This window comes from Thermostilla marina (assembly GCF_054657455.1).
Genome location: NZ_BAAHYR010000001.1, coordinates 3,937,256 through 3,957,621 on the forward strand (window position 1 = coordinate 3,937,256; position 20,366 = coordinate 3,957,621).

1 protein-coding gene is annotated in these 20,366 nt (G+C 62.0%); it reads right to left on the bottom strand.

Annotated elements, in window-relative coordinates; translation table 11 throughout:
• Nucleotides 1–67: 67 nt before the first annotated feature.
• Nucleotides 68–20,041 (bottom strand): GEVED domain-containing protein, encoded by a 19,974-nt coding sequence (locus ACYQ2I_RS14380; RefSeq protein ID WP_460167716.1) that lies wholly within the window; start codon nt 20,039–20,041, stop codon nt 68–70.
• Nucleotides 20,042–20,366: the final 325 nt, after the last annotated feature.

Below are 20,366 nucleotides of genomic sequence, written 5' to 3' on the forward strand. Positions count from 1 at the left end.
AACGTCCATCGAGGAACATTCGGCCGGTGATTTCTCTATCGGACTCCGTCGCGATTATCGATCGGAATCAGATGTCGGTCCAATTGCCGGTCGTAATCAGGTAGTCGACCGCCGCCTCGACCGACTTCGTATTGTGCGGGCTTCGGCCTCGGGCCGTCACCTTGTCGAAATCGGTCAGCAGCGTGTAGTACGAGATCAAGGCGTTTTCGATCTCGACGTAATCGACGGTGGCGTGCAGATGATCGACGCCGCTGGAGTCGTTCAGTGTGGCGACGTCGTAGCCGCCGCGACCGTAAGCGTAGACCGCATCGAACAGCTTGGCACGGATGTTGTATCCGTCGCCGACCAGGCGAGCGTACCACCATTCATTGGAGAACCGATCGTTGCCCGAGCTGCCGAACATCCGGGCGACGTCGTAACCGCCGTACACCGAGTAGGTGTGTGCGTACTCGAATCCCTTCGCCCGAGCGTAGTAGCCGCTGCTATTGTAGATCTTGGCATACTCAGGCGTCATGATGGCGGTTTCGTTACCGGACGAGTCGTACAAGTGGGCCACGTCGACACCGCCGTAGCGGGCGTAGCCGTGGACATAATCAAAGCCCTTCGCCCGGACGTAGTAGTCCGACGCATACGGGTCGGTCCCGGCGTACATCTTGGCGAACGCGGGCAGAGCGACGAACGAATCGTTGCCGGCCCGGTCGTACAGGTGGGCCACGTCGACACCGCCGTACCGCGAGTAGCCGTGGGTCCACTTCATATCGACGACGGTCGTCGAATAACCGGGGCCGCTCAAGGTGGTACCGGCAGGCGTGCTGATCATCACGTCGTTGCCGGGCGAGTCGTACATACTCGCGATGTCCATCGCACCGCCTTGGCCGTCGACGGAAACCGTCTCGACGTTCAGCACGTCGATCCGCGAATCCGGCGTAATCAACCGTGCATAACCGGGACGACCGAAGAAGTTGTCATCGCCGGTGGTGCCGACCAACATCGCGGTATCGTCACCGCTTTGCCCGTCCACAGTGATCCGCTCGACGCCGTTCACCTCGTGCGTGTAACCCGGACCGGTCAACACGGTGCGACCGGGTCGCGAATCGAGGTCGTCGTCGCCGGCCGAACCGATCAGCGAGGCGGTATCGTTGCCGTTCCCGCCGAACACGACGACTCGCTCGACATCGTTCGCCGTCGCCGTCAAACCGAGCGTATTGAATACGGCCGAAGTCGGGCCGATTTCGAACGTTTCATCGACCGTCGTTCCCGTGAAGCTGACGGTGTCCAGTCCACCATCGGCATTGAAGACGATCTGGTCGATGTCGGCGGCCGCATAATCGTACTGTGTGCCGTTGACGACCACACGATACGTGCTGCCCAAGACGGTGACGCTCAATTGATCTTCGCCGGGGCCGCCGGTGATCGTCAACACACGACCGGCCAGGCTGACGTCGGCCGTCGATTGGACGATATCCAACGCGTAATCTTCGACCTCACCATCGGTCGCAAAACCGACCGGCGAATCGACGCCTTGACTGCTCAATCGGAATCGAGCGTAAGTCTTGCCCAGATGCGCATCGACCGGGATATCGAACGTGAGTGCGTTCGCACCGGCCGAAACGGCCTGTCCGGCGAAGATCCGCTCGCCCGCGTCGTCCCAATCGCCGTCGGCGTTGAAGTCGACCCAGGCATCGAGCTTGCCGCTGCCGCTGGACATGACCGTCAATCCGACGGTACCGCCGCGAACGAGATCACCCGCGAAGATCACGCCGTCTTCATCGTCCGATGTGAGCGTGTCGTCGCCGTCGGCATTCGCCGTCGGTCGGCCGTCGCCCTCGGTATCCCACAACGCACCGAGTCGCAGACTCGATTGCAGGTGCCGCGCGCCGTTGTCGGCCAACAGGGTCGGGTACGGCGACGGTGCGTCGCCGAGGTCGAGATTGCCGTCGTCGTTGTAAATCCCGACGGTCGCCTGAGTATCGTCCAACACGGCCAGGTTCGAACCGGTCAGGTTCACCAGGAAGTATTCGTCGGGTTCGATCTTCAGGTCGCCGACCACCTCGAGCGAAACTGTGGTCGTGGCCACCGGCTCGAATTCGCGAGCAACGACGATCTCGTAATTGCCCGACTCGTACGACCGCCACACCACCAAATCCTCGGTGATTTGTGGATACCAATCGTAGGCACCGTTCCGGGAGATGTTCCGCGGCAGCTCATTCCGAGACAGGTTACGGTACATGACCTCCCAGTTGCCGCCCACGAACGAGTGCCACACCAAGCGATCACCGGCCAATTGCGGCAGTTCGTCGATTCGGACGTTGTCCGAGATATTGACCGGCACGGCACCCAAGGCCAGGTTCGCGACGTAGATTTCAGAATCGGTCCCGTCGCTGCCTTGCCAGGCTACGTTATCGCCGGAAATCACCGGGTGAATGTCGTCGGTCGTGTTGTCGGTCAGCACGGTCGTCGTGTCGGCCGCGATGTCGTACAACGCGATCTCGAAGTCGGTCCCGTCGAACTGTTCCCACACGACGCGATCGCCGTCGATCTGCGGCAAGCGATCCTCGTGCGTGTTGTTCGACACCTGCCGTACGGCGCCGCCGGTGTACACGTAGATTTCCGTGTCGAAACCGTCGTCGCCGTACCAGGCCACGTTTCGTCCCGAAACCACCGGCAGGTAGTCGGCGGTGCTGTTGTTCGAGATGTTCACCGGCCCGGTGTGGCTCGCCAGATCGTACAGGTAGATTTCCTGGTCGCTGCCGTCGTTACCCCACCAGACCACCAGCTCGTCGGAGAGCTGCGGGTTCTTGTCGTCGGTGGCGTTGTCGGTCAAGCGAATGGTCGTGTCGGCGGCAATATCGTACAGATAGATTTCGTAGTCGTTGCCGTCCGACCCGGCCCAGGCGACGTAATTCCCGTAGATCGCTGCGAACCGATCGTTCGTCGTGTTGTTCGTCAGCCGACGGGTAGTCGTGCCGTCGAACAGGTAGATCTCCCAATCCTGGCCGTCGTAGGTTTCCCACACGACGCGGTCTTGCCAGACGTTGTAGTCGTAGTCGTTCACGCTATTGCTGGTGAGCAGCTCGATACCCCAAGTGGGAACCGGCACGCCCTGCGGCGTGAACGTGACCGTCCCCGTTGCCGGGATGTAGTCGCTGTCGGCCGTCGTCGCCGTGCCGTCGGCCGTCGCGTAATCGACGGTCACCGGGGCCCCGAACGAATCGGTCAACTCGAGCGTGACGTTCACCTTCGTCGTGCCGGTGTCGCCTTCGGCCACAGCCGTGTCGACGATCGACACGTGCGGGATCTTGAAGTTCCCGAAGTTGACGTCGGCCAAGTCCTCGCGCGAAGTCAACGTGACGGTGTACGTTCCGTCGTCGTTTCCGTGCGAGGTGACGTCGGTGATCGGGCTGGTTTGCGGGTCGAAGATCGACGTCGGGCCGATCAAGGTGATGACGTCGCCTTCGGCGCCGGCGGTGATCGCCACGACGCCCGAGTTGTTGATCGCGTCGACGATCGAAGCCGCCACTACTCCGGCACTATCGGCCGTCGTAAACGGAACGGCGATGTTGCCCGAGCCGACCACGCCGTCGTTATCGAACTCGAACACGGCTGTTGCCGTGCCGTCCGACAGCGAGAACGTCGCACCGTCGGTGAGAAGCGAACCGGCCGCCGCGCGGAGGTGTCGTGTCTGACCGTCGGGCAACACAACCGACGAATCGGGCCGCGTCTGGATCCACGAAGCATCGGGCAGAATCTCGCGGACCGTATATTCGCCCGCGAACAATCCGGTGAATTCGTAGTAACCGGTCTCGTCGATACCCGGCGTCGCCGGATCGTCGACCTGCGTCACCGTCGACGGCTCGTCGATGTCGAGCACGCCGTTGTTGTTCAGGTCGATGAAGACCGTCCAACCGGCCAATCCCGGCTCGACACCCAACGGATCGCCCGTGTTCGGATCGAACCGGAAGGCATACTGCCCTTGAGCCATCAAGTCGGCCAATCCGGTCGCATCGGACGGACGCGCGACACTCAGGAAATCGGTTCCGTTGCCTGCATCGTAGCCGATCTGAGCCCCCGGCGCCCCGAACCCGTTGATGCCGAATCCGTCGCCGGTGGTCCAGTTCATGTCGAAGTAGTTGAAGACGACGATGTCGCCGCCCGGATCGTCCTCGATGTACAACGAGAACGTATTTTGCTTGTCGGCGTGGCGGTCGAAGTATCCCACGTCGATCCAGTTCACCTGAACGACCGGGTTCCCGCGAACGCTGGTGCCGGTGGCGACACGGACTTGTCCGCCCGCGCGAGTATCGGCGTCGGCCCAGAACGGCGCCAGCACGGCTTCGCCGGTCGGGAAGGAACCGTCACCGAACGCACTCACCGGGTTCGTGAACGAGACGACGCCGTTCGTCGATACGTACATCCGATCAAAGGCTCGACCGAAGAACTCGAAGTCGAATCCCAGATCGATCGCGCTCGACACGGCGTCGTCCGCCGGCGGCAACACGACGTCACCGGCGTTCACCGGTAGCAACGTCACCGGAGGCACGACGTTGCTGGGTTGCTTGTCCCAAACACCGTCACCATCCAGGTCGTTGAACTTGTAACCGCTGATCGACGCTTCACCCGCGATGACGGTCACCAGGTAGTCTTCGACCTCGCCGTCGGGTACGGTGGCGGCCGAAGCCGGCGTCGAGTACGTTAACCCTTGCTCGTGGCTGAACCGGAAGCGTGCGTAGGTATCGGCGGTCGCCAAGTCGCGCGGCACGCGGAAAGTCAACACGTTCGCTCCGGCAGCCAAGGCCTGATCGACGAAGATTTGTTCGCCCGCGTCGTCCCAATCGCCGTCGGCATTGAAATCGATCCAAGCGTTCAAGTATCCGCCGTCGGCCGAAGCCGTCACGGTGACGGTCGCCTCCTGACCGGTTCGCAACGGCGTGTTGAAGATCACACCGTCTTCATCGGCCAGGTTGTCGGCATCGTCGCCGTTGGCGCTTGCGCTGGGCAAACCGTCATCTTCGTAGTCGGCGATCTGGCCGAGGTAGAACCCGCGGACCACCTGGTGTCGCGCCCCGCCGTCGGCCGCCAAGGTCGGATACGGCGCGGGTGCGTCACCGAAGTCCAATGGAGCGTCGACGATGTTCACATCGTAGTCTTCCACCTCACCGTCGATCGCCGCACCGCCGTGCCCCAGCCCCGATTGCGTACTCAACCGGAAGCGAGCATACGTGTGCCCCAGTTTGGCATCGGCCGGTACATCGATCTGGGCCGTGAACGTGCCGTCGGCCGTTACCAACAAATCGGTCAGTACCTGCTCACCCGCGTCGTCCCAATCGCCGTCGGCGTTGAAGTCGACCCACGCTTGCAGATAGCTGTCGGCGGTCACCTGCGAGGCGGTCACTTCGACCTCGACGATACCGCCCGGCACAAACGCATCGAGGAAGCGGATACCGTCCTCGTCGTCCACACCGGTCTCGTCGTCGCGCAGGGCCGTCGTGCTCGGCTGGCCGTCGACCTCCGGATCGACCTCGGCTCCCAGGATGGGGCCGTTGCCCAGCTTGTGGCGGGCGCCATCGGTCGTCAGCGTCGTGCCGTACGTATCGGGGGCGTCGCCGAAGTCTTCGTGGAAATTCACCAGTTGCACCTGGTAGTCTTCCACCTCACCATCGTCCGCCACGCCGGTGGGCAGCAATCCGCCGGTACTGCTGAAGCGGAACCGGGCGAACGTCGCTTGTGCCGTCAATCCGGCGGGAGCGGTGATCACGACGTGGTTTTCGCCGGCGGTCAACGCCAAGGCGTCGAAGATCTTCTCGCCCGCATCGTTCCAGTCGCCGTCGGCATTGAAGTCGACCCAAGCGTCGAGGAAACCGTCGGCCGAGGCGATGATCGTTGCGTCGGTATCGCCGCCGATGAGAATTCCGGCTTGGATCAACACACCATCGTCGAAGGTGTCGCCGGTGGCCGTCGCATTCGCGTTGGCGTCCGGTTCGCTGCTGACGGCCGAACCGAGGTAGAAGTTCGGTGCCAAGATGTGCGCCGCACCGTCGTTCAATTCGTACGACGGGTACGGAGCGTCCGGCGCGTCCCCGAAGTCGATCCCGGCCACATTCACCAGGAAGTAGGTCGAACCGTCCGGCCGGTTCGCTTGCAGCGGGTTGTTGGCGATGTCGCGGATCGCCTGGTTGTCCAGCTCGATCTTGTACTCGCTGCCGATCGTCCAGACGCCCGACGCCGGGATCAAGGTGATCACGTTGTCGGTCGGCAGGTAGTTGAAGAAGTAATCGGAATCGAGGGTCAACTCGACGCCGTCGCGGTACACCTTCACGGTATCCGGCGTGACGGTGTCGTCGTCGATGCCCACACCTGCGTCGGTCAACTGCACCTGGAACTCGAACAACCGCTGACCGGCCACGAAGACGTCGTACGGTGCCGGATCGCGGTCGACACCGGCCAGATCGTTGTCCAACGGTTCGATGATTCCGGCGGTCGGACCGCGGAAGTCGACACGGTCGATCGCCCCCCGATCCTTGAAGACACTGAAACCACCACCGGAAGCCGGGTTGACGTCGGGATCATCCTTCCGCAACTGGCCGTACAGGTCCACATCGGGTGAGATGATCGGCGACACCGGAATACCGACCGGGTTGAGAATCTGGTTGAAGTACGCTTGGCGTTCCTCCAACGAATCGACGGCACTGTCGATGACTTCCGATCCGCGGTCCGGATAGAAGTTCTCCTTGGCCGGATTGACGAACAACGGATCCGTCGGTTGCAACAACCGTGCAAACGTCCCGACGTTCGTCCCTTGCGTATTCTGGGTATTCGACTGATAGACCATGCCGCCCAGAACCACGCCCTGACCCAGCGAGCTGGCATCGACGCGCACACCCACGTTCAACCCGGCGACGATGTTGTTCAACAACGTCGGGCTCGCGTTGTTCGAAACGTCGATCCCGATCCCCTTCGGCGTCGTGTCGCCGTAGATCGTATTGTTCACCACGCGGGTGAAGGGGACCGCACCGGTCGGTTGGCCGGTTTCTCCGCTGATCGAAATGCCGGTTTGACCGCTGAAGGCCACCAAGTTGTTTTCGATCAGCACACCGCCGACCAACTGGTTCGGGGCGTTCATCGTGCGGCCCGAAGCCGGGTACGGTGCGTTCGAACCGGGCTCGCGAGCGGCCGGGGCCACGACAATGCCCGTATCGGCCGAGTGGACGATACGGCTTTGCTCGATCGTGATCTGACCCTTTTGCCGCTCGTGGTTCTCGTCCCCGCGTCCGAAGATCGAACCGGCGGTCGCCTCGGCGGGAATGTCGTCGACCGGACCGAACACGATGCTCGGCAACCCCGTCACCTCGACCGCATCGATCAAATCGACGCGATCGCTGGTCAAGATCGACGTCGCCCGGACATCGAACATGCCTTCCTGGAACGCGTAATTCACGGCGTCGGCGATCAGGTTGGCAATATCGGCGGCACCGTCGGCGGCCGTGAAGTAAATCGGCACGGCATCCGTTCCGCCGCCGATCCCGATCTCCGGATCGATGAACACGAAGTTCACGGTATCGACGCCGTCGTAGATGCTGAAGCGATCGCCGTGGGCGATATCCACTCCGGCAGGTGCCTGAAGCACGACCGACGTCGACATGCGGTCGTTCGTATCGAAGGTTTGCACCAAGCCCATCCAGTCGGGCGGGAAAAACGGCACGGGCCGCAAACCGTAATCTTCACCCCGGCGAATTTCCAACTGGTACGAACCGGTGGTAACGATCGGAACCGCCGCAGTGAAGAAATCGAACCCCGTGTTGTTTTCGGGCGCCGACGTCACCATCTCGCCGCGCTCCGCGAACCCGATGATGATGTCGTCGATGTACACACCTTCGTGCGAGTTGTCTTGACCGCGTCGGAAATCCCGGAACCGACCGGCCGGATCGACAGGCAACGAATTCGAGTGCCCCAGCGGGCCGGGATCGACGACCGTGTGACCGATCAAGTTCAACTCGGCCACATCGTCGTAACCCACCAGTTGCAGCGGCTGGAAGGTCGTGATGCCGCCGTTCTGCGAGAAGGCGTTCGTCGCCCCCGGCGTGAAGAACAGGTTTTCACCGTTATCGACCGTCTCACGCACGACCACCTGGTACCCGGCCGCGTTGTCGACCCACGCTTGCAGGTCGGCAGGGTACTGCGCGTTGATTGCGTCGGCAATCGCCTGGGCGGCCTCGTACCGCGTCCCGAACGGGCCGACATTGAACACGAAGGGGGTTCCGTCGCTCGCCCGCGTGATCGTACCGGCGAGGTTCCGACCGACGGCATCCTCGGTAACAGCGATCCGAACTTCGGCCATCGGGGTGTCGTAGTTCGTGCCGCTGACGTACCGGCTGACGTAGTTTTCGTCCCGCTTGATGCTGGTCTCTTCGTACGTACCGCGCGTCAGGGCCGTGTTGCCCGGGTCGAAGAAAGTCACGGGGCCGCTCAATTCGACGCTGCCGTTCGGGCCGACCGTCGCGGTAACCTGCCAGGTTGCGTCGGAGACTGCCGTCTGGTTGTTGATCGCGTTGATGATCGCCGCGGCCACCTGGCTCGAACTGGACATCCCGGCGATGTTGATCACCGTACCGTCGGGATTCGGCATGAATCCAGAGGCATCGAACGTGAAGACGACGGTGCGGTAAATCCCGCGGGAATCGACACCGCGAACGGCGAACTTTTGACCGTGCCACGTGGCGTCCGGCGTTGCCGGAATGATCCGATCGGCACCGGTGAACCGTTGGTTGACGACTTTCGCGATAACCTGCGACACTTCGTCGGCGGTCATATCGCCGTTGACAGGCACGGGAACGGCGGCAGGATTGGTCAACGTGCCGGGGGCGTCCCCGAAGACCGTCAGCGTGGGCACCGGATCGGCAACCACGTCGACGGCTCCCTTGAGGAAAATGCGTCCGTCGACAGCGTAGGGCACCACGTCGGTATTCGCCCCGATCGCAGCGCTCAACGCGGCCACGACCTCGCTGGTCGCCATGTCGTCGGTAATCGCAACGGGAATGTTCCCCAAGGCGACGTTGCCGTCCTTGTCAAATTCGAACACGGCGACCGTTCCGTGACCGTCGTCGATCGTGAGCGTTTCGCCGTCGGGAATCTTCCGTCCGGCCGCGTTCGGTACGAACACGCCGAAGCCCTGATCGAACTCGAACCGAACACCGTCGATCGTAAAGCCGGTATCGGTGAGCGTCAGCGAACCGTCCGGCAAATCGGCGGCCAGCGCACCGTCGACGACGTCCGAACCGGCGACTGCCGAGATGATCTCGCCGGTGGTGAAAAGGTCGCCCACGTTGAAAGCGCCGGCCGTACTGAAATCGAACCGCAATCGCAGGTTGTCCATACCGGCCCAACGACCCAAGTTCACGCGGGCTTGTCGCCACTGCGTATTGCCCGGCGTATCACCGTCCACCAGGTCGTTGATCACGCGATTCGGATCAGAAGGCGTTTCGAGATCGGCGCCGATCAATGGGTTGTTGAAATCGTTATTCGTTCCCAAAAGCTCCCAATTAGCGCCGTCCGCCGAAATGTACACGCGGAATCCGTCGTAGTCGTCGGTATTCTGCGTTTCCGCCCGGTACGTGAAGTACAGCATCGGTTGGTCTTGGGGCGTATAGCCTTTCAGGCTGAACGTTCCCGAGACCAACGAGCCGTGGGCCCCGCCGGGCATATCATAGGTCTGATAGAACTCGCCCGGATTCGTGTTCGGGCCATTTCCATATTCCGAATCGGCAAACGGCAATGGGTCGATGCGGTTACCCGAATCGTCCAACCCGAAGTACCAGCTCGTACTGCCCGACTTTCGAGTGCCGTAGGTGGAATTCCCACCGTAGCCCATCGAGGCCGTTCGGCTGGTATCGTAGGTCGCGTAGATCCCGTGACCGTCGTCGCCGCCGCGTTCGTTCGTACGATGCCACAGGTTGTAATCGACCGGCGAGAACGCGATACCATGTGTCGCCCCCGTCCCGGTGTTCGTCCGCGTCGCACCGTCGACAAAGATGGGCTGGAGATTGCCCTCGTAATCGAAGGCGTAGGTGCGTCCAAAGCTATCGACGCCGAAGAGCATGTTCTGGTACTTGCCCTGCTCGACGTGTCCGGGCCCGGCAGTCAGGCCCTGGAATCGGACCGGGGCACCGTTCTCGTCGACGACCTGAGCGATGAATTCCATCCGCGGACCGGCACCGTCAATCTTGAAGATCCGCGGGTAGCTGTTCTGCGGGCGTGCGACGCCGAATCCCTCTTGATTGAGATTCGTAATCCGATACAGGCCGCCGGTGTCGGTCACGGCGTACATCGTGTACCCCACCCCGTTTTCGTTCGGGGCGTAGGCCAGGCCGGTCACGTTTCCGCCGACGCCTTCGCCGTCGAAGTCGAACGGCGCCGAGTACGTCACGTTCAGCGTCACCGGATTGACGAGGTTTGTCGGCGTCGTGAACTCGACCGACCCCGCAAACGCCGTCGCGCTCACTAGGAAGTTGGGATCGGCAACACCGTTGACAGCCGACGCCGTTGCGGCGGCGACATCCGGGGCTCGATCTTCGGCCGACACCGGAATACGCACCCGACCGCCGCCGACACCGGGGCCGCTGCCGGCTCGGACGGTAAACGCCGGGGCCCCCGAGAAGTCGACCGAAGTCGCCGTCCCGAAGGTGAACCGATCACCGTTCCCGTTCAGTTGACCGGTGTTGCCGGCCGTCCGATGGGCATAGCCCACGTTCACGCCCGGCACATTCGCTTCGACGGTGTTGACGATCGAGCTGCCGAATTGTCCGGCCAAACCGTAGGTCAGGTTCCAGGTTTCTTCGAAGGGAACGGCGATCCCCGAGGTCGTTCCCCAATCACCTTCCAGAGTCAGCAACCCCGGATCGAATTGGAATGCGATTCCGTTGACTTCTTCGTTTTCGAGCGTCACTCGATTGTTGTTGGCACGCGCGATCACGTTGAAGTCGGTCACCGAGGTGATCTCGTTGGCCAGGTTGAGAGCCAACTTTCCGGCGCTGTCGCTGTTGGTGAATCCGACGGGAATGCTGCCGGATCGCGTATTGTTATTGTTGTCGAACTCGAAGTCGTAGAACACAACGTTGTTATTTGCCGGATCGCGTCCCGTCACCCGCACGACCACGCCGTCCAAGGCGGGTGAGGCACCGGGCAGCACGATCACCGGTCCGCCCTCGAACTCGAACAGCGTCCCGTTCACGCTGAACGTATCGCCGTCGCGGACATTTGCCGCCCCGGCCGGCCCCAAGCGGACATCGAACCCCGTATCGTACTCGAACGTGTACGAGGTGGGCGTGCCGCCGACGGTCGTCGTCACGGTAACGATATCGCCGTCCTGGATATCCGACGGATTTGCCGCGTAATTGGGGACGGTTTGCGTTACATCGGTAGTGAACAGCGTGGGAGCTGCAACCAATTGTCCCAAGGGCTGGATATTCGTCCCCCACTTGTTATCGGTCCCTTCGCCCAGCGTGTCGGGCGTACCGTCGGCATTCAGGCGATAGATCAGGTTATGCCGCCACGGCATCGCCCGCCCGGAGTTGTCATTTCGCAAGTCACCGACGATGTAGACGTACCGGTTGCCGTCGGGCAGGTGCTCCATGGCACCAATGAACTGGAAGCCGCCGCCCGGATGAACCTCGATCCCATTCCCTTGGTTGTTCAAACGGTATTCGACGATGTTCACATCTTGACTGGTCAAGAAGTTGCGGGCATCGCCGGTATCGAGCCGGCGATACACGACCGGCGGTTGGCCGTTTCCGCCGCCGTCGGGGTCCTGCCCCACGGCGATGGCGTACAACCGGCCGTCGTTCCGCATGGCGATATCGCCGTAGCGGTACGGACGCCCGCCGCCGGTACCGGTCGAATCGGGCAGGTCGCCCGTGTCGGTCACGACCGTCTCTCGTTGACCGGTGAACGGATCGACCGTGTACAGATCGGTGTTCGTATTCGTGTAGAGGATCACGTCGCCGAGCGTGAACTCGTCGGGATACAGCTCCAAGCGAGAGGCCGGTACGAACGAATCGGGGCCGCTGTTGACGTGTTCTTCGACAATGCGGTTCACCGAGTCGATCGGTTCGCGCCGCGTCAGCGGGTTCGAATCGTTGAGGGCCTGCGGAACCGCCAGCGTCGACGTGACGGCAATGTAGTAGACCTGCCCGTTGCCTTCGGGCATCGTCACCGTGCCGATGAACGGATCGCGGGCGCCGACCGAACCGCGGTCGAGCTTTTCGATCGTCATCGTGTCGAGCGGATCGGGCTGGTCGTCGCCGACGTTCGAATTCTCACCGGTCAGAATCAACCGACCGTTCGAATCGAACACCCACATGCTCAAGTCGGGACGGGCCATCCCGTCGGCGTAGTCGATATCGAAGATCGCCGACCACAGCGAACCGGCATCGTTGATCCCGCCGATCGACTGGATGCCTTCGTAATCGACGCTCACGCGATACCAATCGACGTCGGTCGCGCCGGAAAGTGCTCCGGCCAGCGAGATCGTGCTCTGATCGACCGCCAACAGATTGCCGATGTCTTGTGCATTGGCAAACGAATCGTTGTTTGCGGTCGTTTCCGAGGTTTCGCCCAACAGCGGATGATGTTGCGGGAAGCCGAGCACTTCGACGCCGTCGGTGGCGTAACGGATATCGGCATAGCGGACCGTCGAACCGGCGACTTCCTGCATCTCGCGGATACGAATCTGCATCTGGTATTCGCCGGCCGTGTTCGCCAGATTGACCAGACCGCTTTGCAGCGTGTTCAATCCCACGTGCACGCCGTCGATGGCCACATCGCCGCCCGAGAGACGGGCCGACAGCTCGAGCTGCTTCGAAGCCGCTGCTCCGTTGATCGACGCGACGATTGCGTCGGCCACGTCGGCCGCAAGCATTCCGTCGTTGATCGCCACGGCCACCGCGTTCGGATCGCTGAGGGAACCGTCCTTGTCGAATTCGAAGACGACGGTCTGGAAGGCATCGGAGACCAAGAACCGGGCGCCGTCGGCCAGTTGGTTTCCGGGCTTGATTCCGCCGATCTTCAGATTGCTGCGCACACGCACGTAGTACGTGCGAACTTCGCCTTCTTTACCCGGCAAGACCAGACGCATGCCGGGATCCCGTTCGTTGATCGTGTAGAAGTCGAAACGGAGGTCTTCCGCCGCCCCGGCTCCCTGGTTGTCGTGCCGCAGCCACGGATCGCGATCCATGGCCAACCCGATCCCGTCGACCTCGGCATCGGAACGCTCGCTGGGAGAATTATCGCTGCGGGCGATCACTTCCCCATCGGCATTGATCAACTCGACGACCGCATCCAACGCATAAGTCGTGCGGTCGATGTCGATCCACACTTCGGTACCGGCCGGAGCGTCGAAGCTGTACACGTCGGCGTCGTTCCGCGCATCGAAGCGAATCGCCCCATGCACATCGAAGCCCAACCGCAGGTTGTCGTCGCCGGCCTTGTCCATCGGTGCCAATTGACCGAGGTTCTGAGCCGTCGCCGGATAGGCGTTTCGATCACTCGTGGCACCGGTGGCCGGTTCCGCCTCGTTGATGATCGCCACATTGCGATCGTGACTGTATCGATCAAAGCGGATACTTCGCCATTCACCGGGCGAACCGACGCTCGGCCCGTTCCCGTTCGTATCGAATTGCGGTTCCCCGCGCAAATTCAGTCCGGCACCGACCGTGTCGTCCGAAAGGGAAGTAAGCACGACCGGGGCTCCGGGCATCCCGACGATCTGGACGACGCCGCCGATGCGATCATCGATTTCCAGCGGTCGTCCGCTGGCGGTGATCCCGGCGTTCGCCCCTTTCAGTTTGACCACCAGGCTTTGTTCGGGGCTGCTTTGCAGCCGCAGACCGCCGTAATGGTGGAAGTTCGGGACGACGATTTCGTCGTACAGGACGTGGACGATGTCGGTATCGTCCCACACGCCTTCGGTCGTCAGGTTGCCGCCGCGCACCTCCATGCCGTTGATCGCATTCCCTTCCAAGCGGTTGGCGCGGACCAACGGACCTTGGTTACCGTCGAAACGGTCGTAGTCGGCGATCGGGCCCGTGCTGCGCCCCCAGTCGGGTACTTCCTGCCAGCTCAGCGAGTTGACGTCGATGCTGACGACGTGCCCTTGGTTGTCGATGAATTGGTTATCGACGATGACGGGCTGTGCCCCGCGGACGTAGATCGTCGCCGGGCTGATGAATCCGCGCCCGTTGCGGTCGCCCGCGCTCGAGGCGGCGTTGTTCTCGAAGCGGGTATTCGCCACCCGCACGTGCGCCTGACGAATTTCGATCGGGTCGAACCCGGCGAATCCGCCTTCGATGCGGGTTTGCCCGCCGGCGTAGGCGATGATCGCCTCGTCGATGCTTCCTTCGGCCGTCGGCCCAAAGTTCAAACCGCCCCAGTCCCCCGGCGAGGGTGCCTGTCCGCTGGTGTTCTGAGTGGTATCGAACGTTCCTCCGGCACCGTAACGGTTGTCGAGTGCCGAGGTAAAGACGACCTTGTAACCGGGCACGGTATCTTCGTATCCGGTGCGGCCTTCGGCGATGAGCTGGGCTCCCATCTCGGCCTCGATCCGGCTCCCTTGCAACTTGACGATCATGCCGGGATCGATGCGCAAGCGACCGTCGGGACGGGCTACGGCGTTCCCCACGCCTTCGCTCTTCAGCTCGGCGCCCAATTGGGTCAACGTGACCACGCCGCCGGAGGCGGTCGCCGTAATCTCCAACCCCCGAGTCGTATTCGCTCCGTTGATCGCGTCGGCGATTGCCTGGGCGACCTGATCGATCGTATCGGTCGGCTGATACAGTACCGGATACCGCCCCGGCAGCACGCCGTCGCCCGCATCGAATTCGAACGTGACCTTCGCGCGGCCGTCGAACAGCGAGAAGTACTCGCCGTCGGCAATGCCTGAACCGGGTTGGGCCACGATGTGGAAATCGTCGCTGAAGCGGATGTTCGTCGTCGCCCGCTCGACGATCGGTCCGCCGGGTGTGCCGTTGATGAACAGGTTTTCGGGCACGTAGTGGACGATGTCCCAGTCGTCCCAGCGCCCGGCCGTCTCGAGTTCTTTCGTCTCTTGACCGGCGGGCGTCGCGATCCGCACATACAACCCGTTGACCGTATTATCGACGACGATGTTGCCGCGGATCATCGGCCCCACACGGTCATAGTTCACCGTGTACGGGCTGTTCGGATCCCACGACCCGTACTTCGATTCTTCGAAGCTGTTGGGGTCGGCCGACATGGCGGCATCGGCGCTTTGGGTGATGCGGTTGAACGTGATCGTCGGCCGCGCTTCGACCATGTGGATCGGATCGTACACCGACCGCACACCGTTGACGATCACCTCGCCGCCGCCGTAGCGAATGTCGGCATGGTTGATGTAATTGAGAAAGATCCCCTGGTCTTCCAACACCTGCCGTTGCGGCAAACCGGTAGCGGGATCGTAGGCGTCGATGAAGTCGTAATCGAGATCGTTGCGGATCACGATGCCGCCCCAGTCGCCCTTCATCGGCGTCGTGTTGTTGGTCGGCTCGGCATCGCGACCGATGACTTCGTCGTAATACGAGGTGAAGTAGACGAAGTTTTCCGGCGTCCCGAGCACTTGCAGCGCACCGCCGCTATGGTCGATTCCCTCGGCCAGGCTGCCGACGGTGATGTTCGAGCCGAACAACTTGACCACGGCCCCCGCGTCGATCATCACGGTGACGCCTTGCGGTACCTCGAACCGAACGCCGTCGGCCAGCGGCCTGTTGTCGATCAAGCGGCGCCCGATCTCGTAGGGGATGTTGTCCGACAACGTGGTCGGATCGGTCGGATCGTCGTTCTCGGTGTTGTTGCCCAAAATGCGGACGATATCGCCCGGTTGCGCCGCCGCCAGCGCCATCTGAATGTTGTTGTACGGCTTGGCCAACGATCCGTCGGCATTCGCCGCTGCGGCCGTCTTGTCGACGAAGATCGTTTTCGATTCGGGTTGGACGTTGAACCAAAAGTTGTACACACCGCCGGGCACGCCGTCGGCATCGCCGTCGAACAGCGTGTTCGTCGAATCGATCAAGTGCGACGGGTTCGCCGGATCGGGATCGCTGAACGTGTCGGGGTTGTCGGGATCGACTCCGCCCGGCTTGAACGTGAGCCGCAACTCGTATTGTCCCTGCGAAACACCGCCGATTCCCGTTCCTTCGATCGTCGGATCGTACTCGGTGTTGCCTGCCGCCGTCACGCCGACGAAATACGTTCCCGCGGACAGGTGCATTTCGAGGAACGAGTCTTCGCTGAAGAAGTCGTCGTTGCGTGCCACGACCTCATACGTCGTTTGCACGTATTCCTTGGTGACCGTCTGCCCATTTTCGACGACGGCATACTCGACGGTCTGATTGACTTGCCGGTACAGTGTGATCGTGCCGTCGAGCAGGCTCGAGTCGTTCATCCGCTCGGCCAGCAATTCGGCGCTCAGGGTACCGTCTTCCTGAAGGTCGACACGGTACATGTCGATGTCGACCGAGTCGGGACGATACATGTGCTGCCCGTGCACGATGTCGTAATCGCCGGGGAAGATCGGTTCGAACGATCCGGTCGCCGCCTGGGCATCTTCCGAACTCCCCATGATTGTGAAGGGCACCAAATCGTACGAATGCCCGTAGCCGAGCAAGTGCCCGATCTCGTGCATGGCGACCTGGAACCATCCGCCGCCGAACTCGCTGGAGCCCCAGTTTTCGGCGTTATCCATCAAGGCCAAGCCCATTCCGCCGACACCGGCCACGCCGCCGGGCTCCGACACCATGCCCACAGCCTTCAAGTCGCCGGTGGCGATCGCAAAGCCGGCATCTTCCGTCTCGACGAACTTGACGCCGAGATAGTAGCCGTACAGCTCGAAGATTTCCCGTGCCCGTTGTTTTTGGGCCTCGGTGATCTGGTTCAGCAACGGTGCGCCGGAGTTCGGGTCGGTACCGTAGATCCGCGGGAAGTGATACGGAATGACGGTGATGCCGTCGGTCGCGTCGGGCGACGATTCACCCGTCAAATAGTGATCCTCGATGAGGACCTCGTTCCACGGCAGGTCGCGGTGTCCCGGTTCGTCGACCGCCCCGGGCCAATCCATGGGATAGCCTTGCGGGTCGATCGAGGCGCTGATGACGACCGCCTCGGGCGCGGTGCCGGTCCCCAAGTTCGGCACGGCCGTCGCCGTAGCGAAGCTGGATCCCGCATCGCCGGGTGCGAACGTGGTGGTCGTGATCGGCTGATATTCGTTGCCGATCCGCAAGCGAGCCGCACCGGTACCCAGGTTCGCCAGGTCTTGACCGAAATCCAACGTCACGAGGTTTCGGTCGGCATCGTAGGCGACCGATACAGGATTGATGACGAGATCGTCGTCGGGCCGCAACGTCTCTTGGGTGAAGATGAGCTGGTAGAACTTCGGATCGGTCGCGGCATCGACATCCAATTCGTCGTCGGTGAAGTAGACCTCGATGAGGTTGCGTTGCTGGTGCAGCGACTGGATCGCAAACGGCGTGCCCGAGCCGTCGATCGTCGCCCCCGCCCCGGCGATCGTCACTTGATTGCCGGCGACCGTGACGGTCAGATTCATCGCCTGGCCGATGATCGCATCGGCGATCTTCTGGGCAATGAGGAGGTCCGAATCGGTTGCTTGGAAGACGATCGGCACGTTGCCCGATTGCACGCCGCCGCCTGCGTTCGCATCTTCGAACTCGAACGTCGCGGTAATCGATCCGTCGGAAAGCGTGAAGGTATCGCCGTCTGATATCTGCGAGCCGTCGACACTGGTGATGACGATGTCGCCGCGGACCACCGGTTGCGGGACGACCGAAACGACTTGGGCACCCAAGTCCAGCTCGAAATTCATCGTCAAGTCGGCGCCTTCGCCGGTATCCGGGTCGTACCGGAAGGGCAACTTCGGCGAGCCGAGATTCATCAAGGGATCGTTGCCCGTCCCTTTGATGATCAATTGATAATTGTCGTCCGGCAGATTCTCGGCGAAGCGAACGATCACCTCGTTGGGTCGATCGCCGATCCCGATCCAACCGATCGGCACGTTCACTTCGTTCCCGTCGGTGAAGGTGCCGTCGCCGCCGGATCGCACGAACTGAATCGCGCCGAGCGTGTCGGGGTCGATGTCTTGTCCTTCGTTGAAGCGCAAGATCAATTCCCGCGGCGCCACGCGCAGGGTCGTTCCTTCTTCGAGCAAGCCGCCTTCGTTCGGAATGACGGCCACCAACTCGGGGCCGACTCCCGGGATCTGCTGCCCGTACACGCGCAGACTCCACGAGTCGAGCGTTCCCGTCTCGCCGGTCGCCAGATCGCGCACGATCAACGTCCAATCACCGGCGGCCGATTCGCCCCAATGCCGCGCGCTGGTGAAGGTCCAATGGTAGCCCGTGGCCGAGGGATCATGCGTGTGCGGCGTGGCTAGGACCGACTCGGTGCCCGACGGAGAAACGAGCACCAACTCCAGATCGCCCACCCGCGGATGCGTGATGTCGACGTCGACTTCCACCCACTCGATCGAGTTGACGGCGTTCCCGACGCTGACGACCGACGAAACACCGGCTTGGCTGTCGTCCGGGATCGGCGCGCCGACGGTAATCGTGCCCGTGTCGATCGCCTCCTCGGGCAATACGTTCGTCCAATTCTCGGCCGCAGCGACGGCGGCATCGGCATCGATCACCCCGAAGCCGTACTTGTGGTTCACGTGGTAGCCGGCGCCGTTGACGACCCAGTCGGCGTCGGTCGGATCGGTCATTCGGGCCGTTTCGACCAGAATGTGCTGCACATCGCGATAGGTCAGGTTCGGGTTCGCCTGAAGCATCAAGGCGATCACACCCGACACAAGAGGCGCCGCCGAAGAGGTTCCACCGAACGTGTTCGTGTAGTCGGTGGCGTCGTAGCCGTCGGCCCCTTGGCGGTCGGTGGTCGTGATTCCGGCCCCCGGACCGTTCGAATACGCCGAAACCAACAACGGCGCCCCGGGTTCCGAGTAAGGCGATTGCACACCGTTGTGGTCGACCGCACCGACGGCGATGGTATACCGCGAGCTGGCCCAACCGTCGTAGTTGACGTTGTCGCCCTCTGCGCCGTCGTTACCACCGGCAAACACGTAGATATTCCCCAAGCCGCCACGACCTTGCGTAACGCCGTCGTGCAAGGCTTGCTGACCCAATGGTCCCGGTCCTGCCGTGATCGAATAGCCGAGAAATCCCGGACCGATCGGTCCCCAACTGTTGTTGTAAATGTCGATTTCATCGAACCGGTGCGTCAATGCCTGCGCATCGATCGCATCGTTCGAAAACCCGGATAGCAAACGAATCCCGGCAATCTGCGCGTCGAAAGCGGCACCGACCACGCCCACACCGTTTTCGCCCGCGGCAGCGGCCACGCCCGCCACTGAAGTGCCGTGGGCGTCGCTCGGCAGGTCGTGCGAGGGGTCGGGATCGTTGAAGTTATAGTCGTAGCTCAGATCGGCGCGATAGTTCGGCGCCAAGTCAGGATGGGTCGTATCGAGACCGTCGTCGACGATCGCGATGACCACACCGTCACCCTGATAGGAATCCCAAACGGTCGTGACGTGCGCATCCTCACCCGGGGTTCCGCCGGTTTGTCCGGTATTCCGCAGGTGCCATTGATCGGGGAAGAGTGGATCGGCGGGAATCAGACGCTCTTCATAGGTGTGCGGCACGAGCGGATAGAAGAACGTGACGCCTTCCGCATTTTCCAGTCGCGCTGCCGCCGTTTCGGCATCGACGCTGGTGGCAAACTGCCACACGAACGCCCCTTTGATGTTGGTAGGCACGTCGGCGACTTCGGCACCGACCGCAGCGGCGAGCTTCGTCGAATCGACGCTCTTGTCGACACCCACCACCCATTGATGGGTGCTTTGCAGCTCTTGCGGGGAGTACTGCGATAGATCCGAGGCAATCTCGATCGAGCGTTGCAGGGCGCTTTCCCATGCCCTGTCAATCCCGGTCGGGTTGATACTAAGTAGGACGCGGTCTTCGAATTGCTCCATTCGAAGTCCACGATGCCGCAACGCCTGCCGCTGTGTCGACCGCTTACTTCTCTTGCGTTGCTTGGAGTTCCGGCGATTCGATTGGCGCCAACCCGACGAGAAAAAGCGGATAGGATCCCAGATCCCCATGGACGAATCTCCCTCGAGCAAAGGATGCTGCGGCCGAAACGGCCTATCTCTCTAGGAGCGACTGGATTTTCTTCTCACGAAAAGGCGCGCGAAACTGCCGAGGGGCAATATCGCACATACAGATCGATTTAAATCCAAGGAGGGGGAAAAATCAACGCATAAACCACCCAGACTGCGCAGTTTCCGCGTTTTTTAC

Excerpts from the sequence above, each read along its gene's own strand:
- ACYQ2I_RS14380 (WP_460167716.1), bottom strand. The coding sequence starts at position 20,041 with ATGGAGCAATTCGAAGACCGCGTCCTACTTAGTATCAACCCGACCGGG.